Source organism: Paenarthrobacter sp. AMU7, assembly GCF_041200195.1.
GTDB lineage: Bacteria > Actinomycetota > Actinomycetes > Actinomycetales > Micrococcaceae > Arthrobacter.
Genome location: NZ_CP165735.1, coordinates 2,291,130 through 2,307,930, shown reverse-complemented (window position 1 = coordinate 2,307,930; position 16,801 = coordinate 2,291,130). Strand labels below are relative to the sequence as shown.

The 16,801-nt window shown below is 63.4% G+C and carries 17 protein-coding genes; 5 read left to right on the top strand and 12 right to left on the bottom strand.

All coding sequences use genetic code 11. From position 1 onward, the window contains the following. Positions 1–27 precede the first annotated feature (27 nt). A complete protein-coding gene (gene polA, locus ABQM86_RS10555; protein WP_280627999.1) occupies positions 28–2,670 on the bottom strand; it encodes a DNA polymerase I in 2,643 nt (880 codons plus the stop codon). A gap of 160 nt (positions 2,671–2,830) precedes the next feature. Here polA and ABQM86_RS10550 point away from each other — a divergent pair, with 160 nt between their 5' ends. Next, the gene (locus ABQM86_RS10550) at positions 2,831–3,295 is read left to right on the top strand and encodes a hotdog fold thioesterase (protein ID WP_280627914.1); all 465 of its coding nucleotides are present in this window, start codon (positions 2,831–2,833) and stop codon (positions 3,293–3,295) included. A 4-nt stretch (positions 3,296–3,299) separates the two neighbouring features. Here ABQM86_RS10550 and ABQM86_RS10545 read toward each other — a convergent pair whose 3' ends face one another. The 6 genes from ABQM86_RS10545 to ABQM86_RS10520 form a co-directional block, all read right to left on the bottom strand. Further along, positions 3,300–3,851 (bottom strand): dihydrofolate reductase family protein, encoded by a 552-nt coding sequence (locus ABQM86_RS10545; protein ID WP_207593490.1) that lies wholly within the window; start codon positions 3,849–3,851, stop codon positions 3,300–3,302. 13 nt (positions 3,852–3,864) lie between these two features. Continuing rightward, positions 3,865–4,752 carry a hypothetical protein gene (locus ABQM86_RS10540; RefSeq protein ID WP_242703301.1) on the bottom strand — a complete coding sequence of 296 codons (888 nt, stop codon included), beginning with the start codon at positions 4,750–4,752 and terminating at the stop codon, positions 3,865–3,867. Then, a complete protein-coding gene (locus tag ABQM86_RS10535) occupies positions 4,749–5,528 on the bottom strand; it encodes a hypothetical protein (protein WP_369746579.1) in 780 nt (259 codons plus the stop codon). Before ABQM86_RS10535 ends, ABQM86_RS10540 begins: the two co-directional genes overlap by 4 nt. Before the next feature lie 327 nt (positions 5,529–5,855). Further along, positions 5,856–6,077: a hypothetical protein gene (locus ABQM86_RS10530; protein WP_089595031.1), complete on the bottom strand. Its 222-nt coding sequence runs from the start codon at positions 6,075–6,077 to the stop codon at positions 5,856–5,858. Further along, entirely contained in the window at positions 6,074–7,279 is a 1,206-nt protein-coding gene (locus tag ABQM86_RS10525; RefSeq protein WP_207593488.1) for an inorganic phosphate transporter, read from the bottom strand. The genes ABQM86_RS10530 and ABQM86_RS10525 overlap by 4 nt, the downstream gene beginning before the upstream one ends. A gap of 181 nt (positions 7,280–7,460) precedes the next feature. After that, positions 7,461–7,979, bottom strand: coding sequence for an HAD domain-containing protein (locus ABQM86_RS10520; RefSeq protein WP_369746578.1), 519 nt, complete (start codon positions 7,977–7,979; stop codon positions 7,461–7,463). 108 nt (positions 7,980–8,087) lie between these two features. Between ABQM86_RS10520 and kynA the strand changes: the two genes are divergently transcribed. The 3 genes from kynA to ABQM86_RS10505 are packed head-to-tail and all read left to right on the top strand — an operon-like array spanning position 8,088 to position 11,239. Beyond that, positions 8,088–8,957 carry a tryptophan 2,3-dioxygenase gene (gene kynA, locus ABQM86_RS10515; protein ID WP_207593486.1) on the top strand — a complete coding sequence of 290 codons (870 nt, stop codon included), beginning with the start codon at positions 8,088–8,090 and terminating at the stop codon, positions 8,955–8,957. A 52-nt stretch (positions 8,958–9,009) separates the two neighbouring features. Then, the gene (locus tag ABQM86_RS10510) at positions 9,010–10,248 is read left to right on the top strand and encodes a kynureninase (RefSeq protein WP_369746577.1); all 1,239 of its coding nucleotides are present in this window, start codon (positions 9,010–9,012) and stop codon (positions 10,246–10,248) included. Positions 10,249–10,255: 7 nt separating this feature from the next. After that, entirely contained in the window at positions 10,256–11,239 is a 984-nt protein-coding gene (locus tag ABQM86_RS10505) for a PaaX family transcriptional regulator C-terminal domain-containing protein (RefSeq protein ID WP_369746576.1), read from the top strand. On the opposite strand, the gene ABQM86_RS10500 is transcribed toward ABQM86_RS10505, so the two are convergent. The 5 genes from ABQM86_RS10500 to ABQM86_RS10480 form a co-directional block, all read right to left on the bottom strand. Further along, the gene (locus ABQM86_RS10500) at positions 11,188–11,484 is read right to left on the bottom strand and encodes a Dabb family protein (protein ID WP_369746575.1); all 297 of its coding nucleotides are present in this window, start codon (positions 11,482–11,484) and stop codon (positions 11,188–11,190) included. The genes ABQM86_RS10505 and ABQM86_RS10500 overlap by 52 nt on opposite strands. Next, positions 11,481–13,154: an FAD-dependent oxidoreductase gene (locus ABQM86_RS10495; RefSeq protein WP_280627906.1), complete on the bottom strand. Its 1,674-nt coding sequence runs from the start codon at positions 13,152–13,154 to the stop codon at positions 11,481–11,483. The genes ABQM86_RS10500 and ABQM86_RS10495 overlap by 4 nt, the downstream gene beginning before the upstream one ends. Before the next feature lie 36 nt (positions 13,155–13,190). Then, positions 13,191–13,976 carry an SDR family NAD(P)-dependent oxidoreductase gene (locus ABQM86_RS10490; RefSeq protein WP_280627905.1) on the bottom strand — a complete coding sequence of 262 codons (786 nt, stop codon included), beginning with the start codon at positions 13,974–13,976 and terminating at the stop codon, positions 13,191–13,193. Positions 13,977–14,153: 177 nt separating this feature from the next. After that, positions 14,154–14,948: an IclR family transcriptional regulator gene (locus ABQM86_RS10485; protein ID WP_369746574.1), complete on the bottom strand. Its 795-nt coding sequence runs from the start codon at positions 14,946–14,948 to the stop codon at positions 14,154–14,156. Between the two features lies 1 nt (position 14,949). After that, positions 14,950–15,672: a GntR family transcriptional regulator gene (locus tag ABQM86_RS10480; RefSeq protein ID WP_369746573.1), complete on the bottom strand. Its 723-nt coding sequence runs from the start codon at positions 15,670–15,672 to the stop codon at positions 14,950–14,952. A 212-nt stretch (positions 15,673–15,884) separates the two neighbouring features. Between ABQM86_RS10480 and ABQM86_RS10475 the strand changes: the two genes are divergently transcribed. Continuing rightward, positions 15,885–16,778, top strand: a complete 894-nt coding sequence (locus ABQM86_RS10475) for an N-acetylglucosamine kinase (RefSeq protein ID WP_207597397.1) — start codon at positions 15,885–15,887, stop codon at positions 16,776–16,778. The last annotated feature ends 23 nt before the right edge of the window (positions 16,779–16,801 follow it).

The following is a 16,801-nucleotide window of genomic DNA, read 5'->3' as shown; positions in this document are numbered from 1 at the left end:
GGTGATACCCCGAATTCCGGGACCGGACTAGTGTCCGGCCTCGTACCAGCTGGAGCCAACGCCGATCTGGACATCGAGGGGAACGGACAGCTCGGCAGCTGATCCCATCTGCTCGATGACCAGTTTCTCCACGACTTCGCGCTCTCCCGGTGCCACTTCCAGTACGAGTTCGTCGTGGACCTGCAGCAGCATCCGTGACTTCAGGCCCTGGCTGGCGAGCTCGGCGGACACGCCAAGCATGGCGCGCTTGATGAGGTCTGCCGCGGAGCCCTGGATGGGCGAGTTGAGGGCGATGCGTTCTGCCGCTTCCCTCGCCTGGCGGTTGGTACTGGTCAGGTCAGGGAGGTAGCGGCGGCGGCCTTCGATGGTGGCCGTGTAGCCGTCAGTCCGTGCTTGGTCGACGACACCACGCAGGTAGTCCCGCACGCCGCCGAAGCGGTCGAAGTAGTCCTTCATGAGAGTCCGTGCCTCGTCCACGGAGATCTCCAACTGCTTGGAGAGTCCGAAGGACGTGAGTCCATACGCGAGGCCATAAGACATCGCCTTCACTTTGGATCGCATGGCGCTGGTGACTTCGGACGGGTCTACATTGAAGATCCGCGAACCCACGAAACGGTGCAGGTCTTCTCCGTCGCGGTACGCCTGGATCAGGGCTTCGTCACCGGAAAGGTGCGCCATGATGCGCATTTCGATCTGCGAGTAGTCTGCCGACAACAGGCACTCGTAGCCTTCGCTGACCACAAAAATTCCGCGGACCCGCCGGCCTTCTTCGCTGCGGACCGGGATGTTCTGCAGGTTGGGATTGTTGGAGGAGATGCGGCCGGTGGCTGCGATGTTCTGGGCGTACGTGGTGTGGATACGGCCATCCTCCGCGACCGACTTCTTGAGCGTCTCCACCATCTGGGCCAACTTGGAGGACTCACGGTGGGCCATGAGCTGGACCAGGAACTCGTGGCCGGTCTTTTCCAGCAGGCCCTTCAGGGACGCGGCATCGGTGGTGTAGCCGGACTTGATCTTCTTGGTCTTGGGCAGCCCGAGTTCCTCGAAGAGAACAGTCTGGAGCTGTTTGGGTGATCCGAGGTTGACCTCGTGTCCGATCGCCGCGAACGCCTGCTCCTGGGCGTTCTCGATCACCTTGGTGAGGTCCGCGAGTTGCTCGTCCATGCGGTCCGTGGACACAAAGATTCCTGTGAGTTCCATCTGCGCCAGCACGCGTGCAACGGGAAGTTCCAGCGTCGTCAACAGGGCATCAGCCTTGATGTCCGACAGTTCCGTTTCGAAGTGCTTGCTGAGGGCATGTACGACGGCGGCATGCTGGACGAGCGCTGCGGCGGCGGCTTGATCTGTTTCACCTGAGAGGTCGAGCTCCAGCTGCCCGGACTGGGCAGCGGCTGCGGTAAGTGAGATCTTCAGATGCACTTGCGCGAGTTCTGCGAGATCGTAGCTGCGGCGGTCCGGCTGGATCAGGTAGCCGGAGATGGAGGTGTCATCCACCACGCCTTCCAGGCCGAGGCCACGGTTATGAAGAGCTTTGAGTGCCGACTTGAACTCGTGCAGCACCTTGGCTTCCTCGGGGTCCTTGAGCCAGCGGGCCAAGACCGACTCAGCTGCGGCGTCCAGCCCCGTCAGTTCGATATAGGCCGCTCCGTTGTTCCTGACAACAGCCAGGGCACCCGCATCATCACCGATGCGTCCGGGGACAAGCTGCACTGCAAGTGCCGAACGCACACCGGATCCGGCGGCGAAGAAGGACTCAAGTCCCGCGGCGTCCGTGAGGACCGAATAGTCCGGGGCCTCAATGGTGTCCGGAGCCTCTCCTGCGGTGTCATCACCGTAGAGATCGAACAGCCGCGTACGGAGGGTCCTGAACTCGAGTTCCTCGAAGAGTTCCTCGATCGCCTGGCGATCCGGACGTGGCTCGTGCAAGTCAGCCAAGGTGAGGGGAAGGTCGAGGTCGGTCAGCAACTGGTTCAGCCGGCGGTTCCGCTTGACGTTCTCCAGGTTCTCCTTCAGCGCACCGCCCACCTTGCCGCCGATGGAGTCAAGGTTTTCCAGGATGCCTTCGAGGCCGCCGTACAGGTTGATCCACTTGGCAGCTGTCTTGGGGCCAACGCCCGGGACGCCGGGCAGGTTGTCAGCGGTCTCGCCAACGAGGGCGGCGAGGTCCGAGTACAGGCCGGGCTTGACGAAGTACTTCTCTTCAATCGCCGCAGCGTCCATCCTGGGAATGTTGCTCACGCCCTGCTTGGGGTAGAGCACAAAGACGTTGTCGTTGATCAGCTGGAACGCATCCCTGTCGCCGGAAACGAGAAGGACTTCGAAGCCTGCGGCGTCGCCCTGCGCGGCCAGCGTGGCCAGGACATCGTCTGCCTCGTATCCGGGCATGGCGATCGTTTTGATGCCCCAGGCCTCCATGACCTTGGCGATGAGACCGATCTGGCCCGCGAACTCTGCAGGCGTCGCGTTGCGCCCGCCCTTGTACTCGCTGTACTCGGCCTTGCGGAACGTGGTGTCGTCAGAGACGTCAAAAGCTACGGCGACGTGCGTGGGCTTCTGGTCCTTGATCAGGTTGATCAACATGGAGGTGAAGCCATGGACTGCGTTGGTGTACTGGCCCCTGGCAGTGGAGAAATTCTCGGCCGGAAGCGCATAGAAAGCCCGGAACGCCATGGAGTGGCCGTCAAGGACCAACAGCCTGGGCCGGCCCTCCCCCGCGGTGCTGGCCGATACTGTGGCAGAGGGGGTGGGGGCTGTCGCAATGGCAGCAGCTTGGGCCGTTGGAACCTGGTCCGGTTTGGTTGTTTCACTCACAGGTGCCAGCCTAGTTGGCATGATGGACAATTTCACGCCGAACCCCTTTGCCGATGAGCTCGCCGAGGCAGGGGTGCCCGAAGAATTCCACGATTGGCTCTCGGCACACGGTGTGGGTGCACTGGTGGTGAAGCTCGGGATCCGGTTCACGGAAATGAGTGCTGAACGAATGGTCGCCACCATGCCGGTGGAAGGAAACACGCAGGTAGCGGGCATCCTTCACGGCGGGGCCCACGTTGTCCTCGCCGAGACCTTGGGATCGTTCGCGGCGTCCCTCCATGCCGGCCGGGGCCGCCATGCGGTAGGCATCGAAGTGGGCGCAACACACCACCGTTCAGTTGCCAGCGGCCTGGTGACGGGCACGTGCACGGCGATTCACCTGGGAGGCACCCTTGCTACCCATGAGATCGTGATGACCGATGACAAGGGCCGGCGGCTTTCGACCGCCCGGATCACCAATATGATCCGGGACAACCGGCACTGACCACCTAATCCGAGCCCTTGGGCAGCCTGTAGTGAAGCTCGGCCGCGGCCCCGCCGATGATCTTGTGCGAGACCAGCTCAAGTGGCGCCGTCGGGCCTTTCAGCGGCAACAGCCGCTTCCCCGCGCCCAGCACCACGGGAACGATCGTGACGATCATCTCGTCCAGCAGCCCGGCATTGGCGAACTGGGCCACGAGGTCGCCTCCGCCCACCAACCAGACGTTCTTGTCTCCAGCGTCTTTTAGCAGGTCCGGGGCGAACTCGCGGACGTCTCCGCGGACGAAGGTGATGTCCGCTCCGGCTGGAGCCGAGTACTCATGGTGGGTGAACACCCAGCAGGGAGTGTCCGGATAGGGCCATTGGCCGGGCTCGTGTTCCATCAGCCAGCGGTAGGTGTCCCCACCCATGACGATGCACCCGACGCCCGCCATGAAGGACTCAATGCCTTGGTTCACACCCTCAACCCGGTCGAACTGCAGGAGCCAGCCGAGGTCGTCGTCCGGGGAGGCTATGAAGCCGTCGATGGTGCAAGCTACGTAGTACTGAAACGTCGACATGGGCCCAGACTAGTCAGTCCGACGCGGGGTTCCCATACTCCACGCGGACACTGCCGTCGTCCTGCAGCACCACCACCCGGCCCCGCTCGAGGGACCAGCCTTCGTTGAGCAGGAAAATCCGTCCGCCGCTGACCACCAGCAACCGCAGCCCGGTGTACCTATACAGGGGCGCCGTATCCGAGCCCGCAGACTCCTCGCGGACGTTCGGGGCACCGACCGCAAGACGTTCCTTGCTGTAGACCACCGCCGTGGGCAAAAGGCTGGAACGTTCCTGGTAGTCGAGGGCAGCACCGCGCCCCAGTGCCTGCGCGTAATCCGACGTACCCCAAAACAGCAGCAGCGTGACCAGCACGAACACCAGGGACCTCTCGAGGGCCCTTGGGGTGGTCCTCTGCGCAGGATGGCCGCGCTCAACGGCCCGGCGTCGCACACTCAGGCCCCAGGCCCCCACCACCAATCCCCCGGCGATCAGGAAGGGCGCGTACAGCACGATCTGGCCGGGACGTGCGGAAACGGCCAGCCACATGGCCGCGGCATAGGCAAAGCCGAGCAACATCACAAGGGTGGCGGTCAGATGGACGGCTTTTCTGTGCCGCCCGGCTTCAAGAAGCCGCGATACTGCGCGGTCCAGCATGAACCACAGCAAACCGATGACCACGAGCCATGCCAACGGCTGGAACAGCGACTGGATACTCCTCAGGACAAAGTCCTGGACTGTGTAACCGAACAGGCTGACATCGAGGCCCATGGCTTTGGCCTGCGCGTCAGTGCGGGCCCAACCGAAATAGACCAGCAGCGCCGTGACGATGGTCAACGGCGGGCCGATGACCGAGAGGACTTCGAGGGTCCGCTGCCAGCGTGTGTTGTTGACTCCTTCTTCGGTATCGGGTGTATCGCTCACGGGGCAGCCGTTGGGGAGGCAGCGCCTGACGGCGGCGCAGTTGGGGGTGGAGTGGCGGAGGGACTGTGGCCGGGCAAACCTGTGCCCGGGCTTGGGGTCTCCGGGGGTGGCACGGAGCCGGTGGCGGTACCGGGGTCGTCGTAGAAGAAGGTCACCGTTCCGGCAATATCCACGGTGTCAGTGATGGAGATCCGGATCGAGTCCCGGCCGGCTGACGAGGGCATCCGGAGATAGACGGGCTGGTAGTCGTCCCTGGCGCCAACAAACTCAGCGTCCACGGGAACGCCGTCGAACAGGACATCGCCCACCCGGACGTAGTAGCCGTCCAAGCGAACAATCGTGCCACCACTGCTGGGCCCGGAGGCGCGTGCCAGCCCTGGGATCGGCCTGAGCTCTTCGTCAACCACGGTCAATCCAACCAACTGCCTCGGGCATGCTTCGCCTTGTCCCGGCTCCACGATGAAGACAGCGTCGGGATTGCTGCGGTGTTGGGCGAGCAGCGACGCCGAAGTGGCGGCGACCCGGAATTCAAGGCACTGGGTTTGCGGTATCCGCGGCGTGGCAGCAACTGCAATGGAAGCCCGCTGCCAATCCTGCTGACTCCCGCTCTGAAGTGCCTTGCACACGGCGGCGCCGGCCAGCCAGACTGCCGCGTCGTCGGCACCCTCCACGCTCTGCACCAAGGCATCGCATTGGAACTGCTGGAGCAAAAGATATCGCTGGCCGGAGGTGGGATCGTTCGGGCCAATCGGTCCGATGGGGACCCAGCGAACCACTGGAGCATCCGCCTGTGGCGCCCCGGGGCCTGCCGGACCAACCGGTTGGGTGGCTGTAGGAGCGATCGTGCTTGGTACTGGTTGCCCAGTGGTGGCGGCTGTGGAGGGGATGGAAACCGGAGGCGATGATCCGCCGCCCTCAGCTGCGGGCGGAAGGCAGGCGGAGAGCCCCAGCATCAAGGCCGGAACCAGAGCCAGTCGGATGAGATGGCTTCGGGATGGGCAATTCATGACAGCCCCGCATCTGCCGGATCACAACCACGCAGTTATGTGCATAACTACACTGCTGATTATTCTCCCGAAAGCCCCCGACTGCCAGAGAGGCTGCTACTTTCCGAAGTAGGGAACAATCAGGTAGATCCCGAACAGGACGGCCGCGGCGCACACGCCGAAGCAAACGTAGGCCAGGGACCGGACCAGGACAGGCGACTTCTGCTGGGCGTCACCGGCGATGGCCGTGAGGCGGACCCCCAGGGAGTAAAGGACCACCAAAGTCACGGCCGCCACGAGGGTGACTCCTCCTACCTGCAGCAATTCCAACCATTTCATCGCCGCACATCCTCATTCTGGGTGGTCTTACGGGTCTTCTTCTTCTTGCGGAACCGGACGGCATGGCCGGCTTCTTCAACCTCGACGGCGTTGTGGTGGCCCACATGCGATTTGCGCGAGACAACAAACATGAAGAGCACCGCTGCTGTTCCAACAACTGCCGCGATAATGACGCCCACGACGCCGATGCTCACCAAGAGCGCCGTCAGTGCACCGACAATGGCCGAGGCCGGGAGGGTAAAGAGCCAGCCCAACGCGATCTTGCCTGCGGTGCCCCAACGAACCGAGGTGCCCTTACGGCCCAGGCCCGAGCCGATGACCGATCCCGAAGCGACTTGTGTGGTGGACAGGGCGAAGCCGAGGTGGGACGAAGCGAGGATGGCCGAAGCCGTGCTGGTTTCGGCAGAGAAACCCTGGGCGGGCTTGACCTCGGTCAGGCCGGAACCCATGGTGCGGATGATCCGCCAGCCGCCCGCGTAGGTTCCGATGGCGATGGCGAAGGCACAGGCCGCGATTACCCAGAACTGCGGACCGCTGCCCGGAGCCTGGGTTCCACCGGCGATAAGAACCAAGGTGATGATGCCCATGGTCTTCTGGGCGTCGTTGGTGCCGTGCGCCAGAGCCACCAGGCTGGACGTGAAGATCTGTCCGGTGCGGAAGCCGCCGCGTTTCTGCGTGAGCTTGTCGCCGGTTTCGGGATCGTGGCGCGAGGTCAGTGCGTAGGCGAGGCGGGTGCAGATGTAAGCCACCAGGCCGGCGATCAGCGGCGCGAAGATCGCGGGCAGGATCACCTTCTGCAGCACGGTCTCGAAGTTGATGGAATGGAGCCCGATGCCCACCACTGCCGCGCCAATAAGGCCGCCGAACAAGGCATGGGAGGAGCTCGATGGCAGGCCTTTGAGCCACGTGACCATGTTCCAGAGAACTGCGCCCATGAGTCCGGCAAAGATGATGTCCGGAGTGATGTGGATACCATCCGAGCCTTCCCGGATCAGTCCACCTGAAATGGTCTTGGCCACTTCCGTGGAGAGGAACGCGCCGACGAGGTTGAGCACAGCGGCCAAGGCAACGGCCGTCTTGGGCTTGATCGCCCCCGTGGCGATAGGCGTGGCCATCGCATTCGCTGTGTCGTGAAACCCGTTGGTGAAGTCAAAGAAAAGGGCCAACGCTATTACCAGCGCGACCATGAAGGTGATATCCACCTGTTGCCCAATCTGCAGAGTCGTCGACGTTCAGCAGTTTCACTTCCCCGTACCTGCCATCCACAGCATAGTTCAGCAAGTGTTCAACTGACCGGGCTTGCGGAATTCACTCTGGCGGGCTTGAAACCTTAAGAATCTTACGTGGCATCCAGTGAGCGGACAAACGTACACGGCCTTCCCCTCAGCCCAGATACTCCCTTACTGCTGCAAGGTGGCTCGGGGACAGTCCCTTGCGGGGATCGGGTGAGATGCAAAGCACACGGTCCTGTTGGTATTCAGCCCAGGAGCGGGCGTCGGATTCCCGGCTGAGCTGGTCGTCCAGCCACACGATCCGCCGGCTCCCCGTAGCCGCCAGATCCTTTTGGAGGGCGACAAGTTTCCACCACTCCGGGCCTTGGTCCCAGCCCTGGCTGGACAGTACCGGCCAGTCCTCCCCCTGGAGGCCGATAGCCGGGCAGAGGAACTCGGGTGCAAGGCGCTCCCACGTGGTCAGCCACACGAAACGCGCGGCTGGATGGCGGGCAAGGTCATTAAGTCCCGCCACGAGTTCCGGCGCGAAGGCAACCTCCAGGATCCCGGCGTCGGCGGTGGTCCATTCGCCACCCCAATCATTGGTTCCCACCGGACTGAAGGGGTTCACCACGCCATCGACGTCGAGGTAGATCGACACGGGCGCGGCAGCCTTTTCCACACTTTCCATCCGCACTCCCCTTCCCCAATGGTCGTGCTTCAGCCTACGTGACGGTGGCCCCCTGCGAACCGAAAATCAATAGCTTGACGTGCGTCATGGAAGTGATAATCTCAAACCATGGAAAAGCCCACAGTCCATTCCGCCCACAGCGTCCGGGACATCGAGGACACCGTCCGCACCGATTTCCGTCATGCGATGTCCTACGGCGGATATCTGGACCTCGATCACCTGCTCAGCTCCCAGCATCCCCTGAGCGAGCCGGAACACCATGATGAACTGCTGTTCATCATCCAGCACCAGACCAGCGAGCTCTGGCTCAAGCTGGTCCTTCACGAACTTTTGGAAGCCCGCAGGCTGTTTGACGCGGACAATTTGGGCAAGGCACTGAAGTGCATCGCCCGCGTCAAGGCCATCCAGCGCACCATGACGGAACAATGGTCGGTCCTGGGAACGTTGACGCCGCGTGAATACGCCCAGTTCCGCGGGTTCCTGGGCAGCTCGTCCGGCTTCCAGTCCTATCAGTACCGCGGTGTCGAGTTCCTGCTGGGCAACAAGAACCGCGGGATGCTGCGCGTTTTCGAAAGCGAACCCGAGGCCCACGCTTTGCTCAGCAAGCTCTTGGAGGAGCCCACGCTGTATGACGCCTTCCTGGCAGTGCTGTCCCGCGCCGGCTATGACATTCCCGCCGACATCCTTGAGCGGGACACCAGCGAGCCGTGGACCTTCCGGAAGGACCTGGTCCCCATCTTCCAGAAGATCTACGAATCCGATGACACCCCATGGGGCCTTTACGAAGCGTGCGAGGACCTGGTGGACATTGAGGACAACTTCCAGGCATGGCGCTTCCGCCATTTGCGGACGGTTCAACGAACCATCGGTTTCAAAGTCGGCACCGGAGGATCCTCGGGCGTGGACTTCCTGAAGCGCGCCTTGGACCTGACCTTCTTCCCCGAGCTCTACGCAGTACGCACCGAAATCGGCAACTAAGCACCCAGGCAAACATCGAGAATTGCCGCCCAACACTTCCGCAGGAGGAACCATGTCCACAGCACAGCAAACCCAACGGCCAACGTCGGCCGAACTGGATGCCGCTGATCCCCTCGCCGCCCAGCGCGAGGCCTTCTACGCGCCCGACGCCGCCCAACTCACCTCATATCTGGATGGCAACTCACTGGGCCGCCCGCTGAAAGCCACGGCAGGGAATCTCGATTCGTTTGTGCACAAGGCTTGGGGCAGCCGCCTGATCCGGGGTTGGGACGAGCAATGGATGGATGAGCCGACGGTCGTGGGAGACCGCATCGGCGAGGTGACCCTGGGCGCTGCCGCTGGGCAGACCACCGTGGGCGACTCCACCTCCGTGATGCTCTACAAGATGATCCGCGCGGCAGTGGATGCCCAGCCGGGGCGGGATGAGATCATCATTGACCGCGACAACTTCCCCACCGACCGGTTCATCATCGAGGGCATCGCCGCCGAGCGTGGGGCGACTATCAAATGGATCGCTGCGAACCCCGCCAGCGGTGTTCGCCCGGAGGACCTGGACGGACTGCTGGGCGAAAGGACCGCCGTAGTGGTCCTCAGCCATGTTGCGTACCGGTCAGGCTTCCTGGCCGACGCCGAGGGCATCACTGCCAAGGTTCATCAAGCAGGTGCCCTGATGCTCTGGGACCTTTGCCACTCCGTAGGTTCCGTGCCCATGGAGCTGGACAAGTGGGGCGTGGACATCGCAGTCGGCTGCACCTACAAGTACCTCAATGGTGGCCCCGGTTCGCCCGCCTTCGCCTACGTCAACGCTTCCCAGCAGGACCGTTTGCAGCAACCCATCTGGGGTTGGATGGGGGCCGACAACCCGTTTGGCATGACGGACGCCTACCGTCCCGCGCAAGGGATACGCAGGTTCATCACGGGAACACCTCCCGTGCTGGCCATGCAGCCCATGAAAGACATGCTGGAACTGATTGCCTCCGTAGGGATGGACGCGGTCCGGGAAAAGTCCATCAAGCTCACGGAGTACGCAATCGCACTCTCAGAGGAGCTCCTGGTGCCTCTCGGCGCGGAAATCGTGAGCCCTCGGAAGGTGGCCGAGCGCGGCTCCCACATCACCGTGGACCACCCGTTGTTCGCAGATGTTACAGCGAGGCTTTGGGAAAAGGGTGTCATCCCCGATTTCCGTCCCCCGCACGGCCTGCGCATTGGCCTGTCCCCCTTGAGCACAAGCTTTGCCGAAGTTGAACTGGGAGTGGCAGCCATCCGCGACGCACTCTCCCAAGCGCAGTGAGCCGGAAATGAGTGCTGTCCTCGATGACATGGACTCCCGCCCAGGGAGTACAACGTCGTTGCTGCGTACCGTGATCGGCCTGTACCTGCGCGACGCCGGCGGATGGATGTCCGCCAAGGACATCGTGGCACTCATGGAGGCCCTGGGCACGACAGGAACAGTAACACGGACCGCCTTGGGCCGGTTGCGTAAAAAGGATGTAGTGCTTCAGGAGACACGCGCAGGGGTCCCCGGTTTCACGCTTACAGACGGGGCCGCCACCATGTTGGCGCGCGGAGACCGCCGGATCTACAACCCACGGAGCATGTCACTGGAGGATCCCTGGTGCCTGATCTCCTTCTCCATTCCTGAGACGGAACGCGAAAAGCGGCACCAGCTGCGGCGTCGGCTCCACTGGATCGGTTGCGGGACCGTGGCAGCGGGTTTGTGGATCTGTCCTGATTCGCTGCGAGGCGAAGTGGAGGAAATCCTGATGGACTTGTCGCTCCGGGACATGGCGACGATCTTCGTCACGGGAACACCCATGGTTGGCGGCAGCCTTCGCGACGCAGCCTCCAAGTGGTGGGACCTGGAAGCAGTGGCCGCGCTGCACAGGGACTTTATCCGTGAGCACGGTTCGGCCGGCGCGACCATTGATGGCGCTCCTGCGTCTCCCGTGCGGACGGTGGAGCCTTCTGCTGAAGCTTTTTCCACCTACGTGCAGTGCATCGACCGCTGGCGGATCATCCCGTATCTGGACCCCGGGCTGCCTCCTGCATTCCTGCCGGAGGACTGGCCCGGGGCCGAAGGTTCGGCACTGTTCAGCCGGACAGTTGCCGCTTATGCGGAGCCCAGTGCGGAGTTCGTTCGCCGGACCTTGAAGGAAAGTCAGGCGCTGCCATCGCCTGACTGGGCTCCAGTGCTTTCACTGACGTGCACAGCACTGCGCGACTGCACGGCTCAAGGCTGGAGCGCGAAGTCCACGGCAATGATCCGCCCGCTGTTGGGATAGGAGTACTTCTTCAGCGGCTCGTGCAATGGGTGCGTGGTGTAGACCTCGAGGTCCTCGACCGTACTGAAGTCAGCCACAATGGCGTAGTCGAAGGACCGATCCTGGTGGAGGACATCCGGCCCGTGCGTGAGCTCCAGCAGGCCGGGAATATTGCCCTTCATCCTGTCCAGGCCCTCCTGCCAGGCAGCCTTGTCCGCCTCGGGAAAGCCGGCCTTGAACTTGAAGAGCACCACGTGGCGAATCATGCTTCAACTCCTGCTGCTGCGCCCCTATATGCCGAGGGCGTGTACTCCGCCGGCTCGCCTGCAATGGTGCGTCCTGCCAGGTAGCCCATGGTCATGATGGGCCCCAGGGTGGCACCGGCCCCAGGGTAGCCCGCAGCGTAGGCGTTCTCCGTTGTGTTTCCGGCGGCGTACAGGCCGGGGATGGGCTCTCCGTCGACGTCCAGGACCCGCGCCAAGGCGTCCGTGGCAACGCCTCCGTTGCTGCCGAAGGCGCCATTGACCACCTCCATCGCGTAGAACGGACCGGACTGCAGCGGACCGAGGGAAGGGTTGGGCCAAGGGCAGTCGTCGTCACCCCAGTACTTGTCGTAGGCGCTTTCGCCGCGGCCGAAATCCGGGTCTTCGCCTTTGACTGCATAGTGGTTGAAGCGTTCAACGGTGGCCGCGAGGTTATCGGCAGGGACACCGATCTTCGCGGCCAGTTCGGCCAACGTGGGGGCTTCCGTCAGGTAAGCCGGCGTCGGTTGGCCCGCCCGGTGGGCGAGGATACCGTAGCGCTCCAGGTAGCTGTGATCGAACACCACATGGGCAGGGGTGTTCAGGGTCTGGTTGTTGGGTGAATCCCACGATTGGAGGCAGCGGGCGAGGTCGTTGTAGTTCTGGGATTCGTTGGCAAAACGCCGGCCATGACGGTTGACCATGAGCGATCCCGGTCCTTGCCGCTCAAAACGCAGAAGCGTACCAACCGGTTCACCGTCCCGGGTGTCTCCCGTAATGGACATGGGAGCCCACCAGGCTTCCCGGGTTCCCCGGGTGTGGGCCCCCACCCGCTGGGCCATCTTGAGCCCATCGCCGGTATTCGATGGCGGCGAGCACATGACGTACAGGCGTGAGGCCAGCAGCGAGTCAGCCAGCGCCCTGTCCCATTCGAAGCCGCCCGTGGCGAGGACCACGCCGTCGTTGGCATGGAAGGTTTCGCCTGACGTGAGCTGCACGCCCACTACCCTGCCGCCGTCGTTCAGCAGTCGATGCCCGCGGGCGCCAACCACCAGCGCAGCGTCATCCCGCACCAGGCTGGCCAACAGCATGGAGACCAGAGCCTGGCCTTTGGCAACCAGCCCCTGCTCCTGCCGCTGCTTCAGTTGCGCCCACGGGAACTTGGTGAATGCGCCCCAGGTCTCGTACTCCTGCATGGTGAACGGGGCCCGGCCATCGGACCGGACATGGGCGGCGAGGCCGCCGAGCGCTTCACGAATGTTGAACAGCTCGGGTTCAACTGTCCTGCCGCCTTCCACGGAACCGGGCAGGTCCTGCCGATAGTCCGGGAAGTTGTCCAGGAAGATCAACCGGACTCCGCATTCGTCTTCAGTGAAGCGAAGCATCGTGTCGCCGTAGGTCAGGGCCGCTTCCAGAAGTTCTTCGCGGCTCCGTCCCCGGGCAACGGCGCGGACGTACCGGGCTGCCGCTTCCTTGGAGTCGCTCAGCCCGGCTTCGCGGGCATGATGGTTGTCAGCAACCCACAGCATGCCTCCCGAGACGGCGGTTGTTCCGCCCAGCAAGTGGGTCTTTTCAAGCACGACGACGGACTTGCCGGCACGCGCGGCCGTGGCGGCTGCAGTCAAAGCGCCGGCACCGGAGCCGACGACGACGACGTCGTAGGCAGTGGAGGGTGTGCCGTTCAGGTATTTCATGGTGGTACCTCTCAAGGGGCGATGGATTGGGGGCTGTCAGACGGCCGTGTAGCCGCCGTCGATGACCAACTCGGAGCCGGTGGTGAAACGGGACTCATCGGAGGCCAGATAGAGCACTCCGTAGGCGATCTCGTCCGGTTCACCTTGGCGCGGGAGCGGGTTTCCGCCCACCAGTTGCTGGTAGTAGGCCTCTGCTCCGATGTCCGACTGTTCTGCAGAGTGCCTGCTCATCCGCGTGTTCATGGATCCGGGATGGATGGAGTTCACCCTGACTCCGTAGGTGCCATAGGCCGCTGCGTCTGACTTGCTCAAGAGCCGGACGGCTCCTTTGGTGGCGTGGTACAGGGGAACGTTGCGCCCGCCGGTTAGTCCGTGGATGGAGGAAAAGTTGATGATGCTGCCGGACTGCTTGGCGATCATGGCCGGGACAACGTGTTTGGTCAGGAGCCACACGCCTTTGACATTGACGTCGAAGACGAGGTTGAACTGGTCCACGCTGGCAGTGTGGCTGGCACCTGCCGGGCCGATGATTCCTGCCGCGTTGACCAGGATGTCCGGTGCGCCGAGCTCAGCAGTCAGTTGCTGGACGGCCTGCGCGACACTGGCTTCATTGGTGACATCGACGTCGTATTCAGTGATCCCCGGGTGCCTTGCTGTGGTGGATGTTCCCGCCCGGTCCAGGCTGGCAACACTTGCTCCGTGCTGGGCGAGCAGACGGGCTGTGGCACCGCCAAGGTCTCCCCTGCCTCCTGTCACCACGGCGACCTTGCCGGCCACCCTCCCGCTGACGGACTCCTGCCCAGCCTGCTTTGCTGTTTCCATGACCAACTCCTCCTGCCGCGGCGTTGCGGCTGCTGAAACCCAGGTACAACGCAGGGCAGCACGGAACAGAGCCCCAGGGGCCCTGATGAGGTGGAGATTTGGGCGGTGATGCCCTGCTGGGTTTTACTCTGCCAGCGCGGTTGTGAGTGTAACCACAGGGTTACCGATGAACGGGAATCAGATATTTCCGTTGCTTTGCCGGACAGCGCCCTTGAGCTCGCCCCGCCAGCCGAGCGCCCGTGAAATGCCGCGCGCAGCAGTCATCAGGACCGGAACCCGGGCCGCGACGTTTTCTTCATTTCTGGGGACCACGACGCTCAGGGCGGCGACCACCGTATTCGCACGGCCAAAGACAGGGACTGCGATTCCGCTGGATTCCGGCACGATGATTCCGGGCATGGACGTAAACCCCTGTTGCCGGATGTTGGCCAGGTGACGTCGGAGGTCAGTGGGCTGGGTCAGGGTTGCATCGGTAAACTTCTCCAGCGTGCGGGCCAGGAACAGGTCCTGGTAAGCAGGGGGCGAATAGGCCAGCAGCACCAGCCCTGACGAGGTTCCATGAACCGGAAGGCGGCCGGCAACTTTGGTGATGTCCACCAGGGAATCCCTGGAGCCGATCCGTTCGATGTACAGGACTTCGTCCGAATCCAGGATTCCCAAAGTAGTGGAGTGCTGGACCACTGACTGCACATCCTCCATGAAGGGCAAGGCCGCTTCGCGGAGGCCCACCATGCGTGAGCTCCTGGACACCAGCTCCCACAGCCGGGTGCCGATCCGCACCTCGCCGTTGGCTCCGCGCTCGAGCAAACCTTCATTCAAGAGTTCGTCCACCAGACGGTAGGTGGTTGTCACCGGAAGCCCGGAGCGCCTGGCCAGGGTGGCGACGCTCATGGTGAGGTGGGCGTCGTCGAACGCTCCCACCAGCCGGACCAGACGCCGGATGATTGACTCTCCAGAGGACGAGTTGGCCACCTCAACCTCCCGACTTCACGCGGGATACGAACCGGAACCTGTCGCCGCGAAACGCACTGCGGGTCCATTCCAGCGGGGCGCCGTTGGCGTCACGGGCCAGCCGGTGGACCACCAACAATGGCGCGCCCATCTCGATCCCCAGCAGCCTGACATCCTCCGGCCCAGCCAGGGCCGTCTCCACAGTGTCCTCAACGTCGGCGACGCGGAGGCCGTAGACATCGGCCAGTACCGCGTACAGCGAACCGGCTTTGGCCAGATTGGACTTGAAGCGCGGCAGCCTGCCGGGAAGCCAGGCGACCTCGTGCGCCAGAGGCTCCCCTTCAATCAACCGGATGCGCTCGAGCCGGGTCACAGGTTCGCCCTGCGCAAGTCCCAACTGGTCGGCGACGCCGGCATCGGAGCCGACCACATCCAGGGCCAGCAGCCGGGAATCCGGCCGCAGCCCCTGGTTGCGGGCGTCATCGGAGAAGGACGTCAGTTGCCTGACATGCGTCACCTTGGGCGGGGCCACAAAGGTTCCATGCCCCTGGATGCGTCCCAGTTTTCCTTCAGCCACCAGCTCGCTGATTGCCTGCCTGACAGTAGTACGGGACGTGGCGTACTTCCCGGCCAGTGCACGTTCGGTGGGGATCAGCGTTCCTGGCTGGAGGCCCGCGATGAGCCCCAGAACCTCAGTCTTGAGGAAGTAGTACTTCGGCGTTGCCGGCGCGACGTCTGTGGGCATATTGGACATCCTACTTGTAGACAACGGAATTGGTCTATGCCAATGTGAACTGGGCTCATGTGGACCACGCTGACCTGACAAAGCCAGGAAACGAAGGGACATCAGTTGGAGGATATAAATAAGTTCCGTGAAAACGGCGGGAAGAGGTCCGGGGCCAGCTCCAATACCACCGTCGCCCCGTTGACCGGGGCAGATGAAACGGCGGCCCGGCGATGACGCCGGCGGTTCTCGGCCTGCACATCGGCGGCTCCAAGACGCATGCCGTTCGCTGGGATGGAACCCACGCGGAGGGAGGGGGCGTCGAAATCACCGAAGCGAGCGCCAATCTTTCCTCAGTGGGCCACCAAGGAGCCGACGCAGTTCTGCGAAGGATTGCCGCGAGTGTGGGCAGCGGAATCGAAGCCGTATGTGCCGGCGCGGCCGGCGCCGACACCCCAGCCAGCCGGGCTGTGCTGTCCGCGCTCCTGACTGAGCACTTTCCGGGCGCCCGCGTTGAGGTGGTCCATGACACGCGCATCGTCCTCGCCGCAGCAGGCCTGGATGCCGGAGTTGTGCTGGTTGCCGGCACCGGTTCGGTAGCTTGGGGCCGGAACGCAGACGGGGCGGAAGCCCGCAGCGGTGGCTATGGCTACTTGCTTGGCGACGAGGGCGGTGGCTACTCCGTGGTGCGGGACGCCGTGCGTGAAGCCCTCCGGGAGTACTATGCAGGCCTGGAACCCGGGACGCTGGTCCGCTCGCTGATGGCCGCAACGGCCAATGTGGACGCCTTGCAGCTCATGGATGCCTTCTACGCCAAGCCGGAGCCGGATCACTGGGCGACTCTCGCCCCGCTGGTCCTGGAACTCGCCGCCGAAGGCGACTCGGCAGCCATGCGGATTCAGGCGGAGGCCGCCCATCATTTGGCAAGTTTGGCCAGGCAGGTACTGGGAGAGCTCGGCCTCGAGCTGCCACTGGTCATGGCCGGCAGCTTACTGGTGAACCACAGCCAGCTCGCTGGCTCGGTTGCCCGGAAGGTCTCCTTGGAAGATCCGTCATCGATCCGGATCCTCTCCCAAGCCCCGGTCCACGGGGCGGTGGAACTGGCACGCCAACTCATAAGGGACTGATGCCCGGACAGGTGATCCGCGCA

What these genes read in the sequence shown, in the direction of transcription:
- polA (WP_280627999.1), bottom strand. Translation starts at nt 2,670, where the DNA reads ATGGCGTTCCGGGCTTTCTATGCGCTTCCGGCCGAGAATTTCTCCACT.
- ABQM86_RS10550 (WP_280627914.1), top strand. Translation starts at nt 2,831, where the DNA reads ATGATGGACAATTTCACGCCGAACCCCTTTGCCGATGAGCTCGCCGAG.
- ABQM86_RS10545 (WP_207593490.1), bottom strand. Translation starts at nt 3,851, where the DNA reads ATGTCGACGTTTCAGTACTACGTAGCTTGCACCATCGACGGCTTCATA.
- ABQM86_RS10530 (WP_089595031.1), bottom strand. Translation starts at nt 6,077, where the DNA reads ATGAAATGGTTGGAATTGCTGCAGGTAGGAGGAGTCACCCTCGTGGCG.
- ABQM86_RS10520 (WP_369746578.1), bottom strand. Translation starts at nt 7,979, where the DNA reads ATGGAAAGTGTGGAAAAGGCTGCCGCGCCCGTGTCGATCTACCTCGAC.
- kynA (WP_207593486.1), top strand. Translation starts at nt 8,088, where the DNA reads ATGGAAAAGCCCACAGTCCATTCCGCCCACAGCGTCCGGGACATCGAG.
- ABQM86_RS10510 (WP_369746577.1), top strand. Translation starts at nt 9,010, where the DNA reads ATGTCCACAGCACAGCAAACCCAACGGCCAACGTCGGCCGAACTGGAT.
- ABQM86_RS10505 (WP_369746576.1), top strand. Translation starts at nt 10,256, where the DNA reads ATGAGTGCTGTCCTCGATGACATGGACTCCCGCCCAGGGAGTACAACG.
- ABQM86_RS10500 (WP_369746575.1), bottom strand. Translation starts at nt 11,484, where the DNA reads ATGATTCGCCACGTGGTGCTCTTCAAGTTCAAGGCCGGCTTTCCCGAG.
- ABQM86_RS10495 (WP_280627906.1), bottom strand. Translation starts at nt 13,154, where the DNA reads ATGAAATACCTGAACGGCACACCCTCCACTGCCTACGACGTCGTCGTC.
- ABQM86_RS10490 (WP_280627905.1), bottom strand. Translation starts at nt 13,976, where the DNA reads ATGGAAACAGCAAAGCAGGCTGGGCAGGAGTCCGTCAGCGGGAGGGTG.
- ABQM86_RS10480 (WP_369746573.1), bottom strand. Translation starts at nt 15,672, where the DNA reads ATGCCCACAGACGTCGCGCCGGCAACGCCGAAGTACTACTTCCTCAAG.
- ABQM86_RS10475 (WP_207597397.1), top strand. Translation starts at nt 15,885, where the DNA reads ATGACGCCGGCGGTTCTCGGCCTGCACATCGGCGGCTCCAAGACGCAT.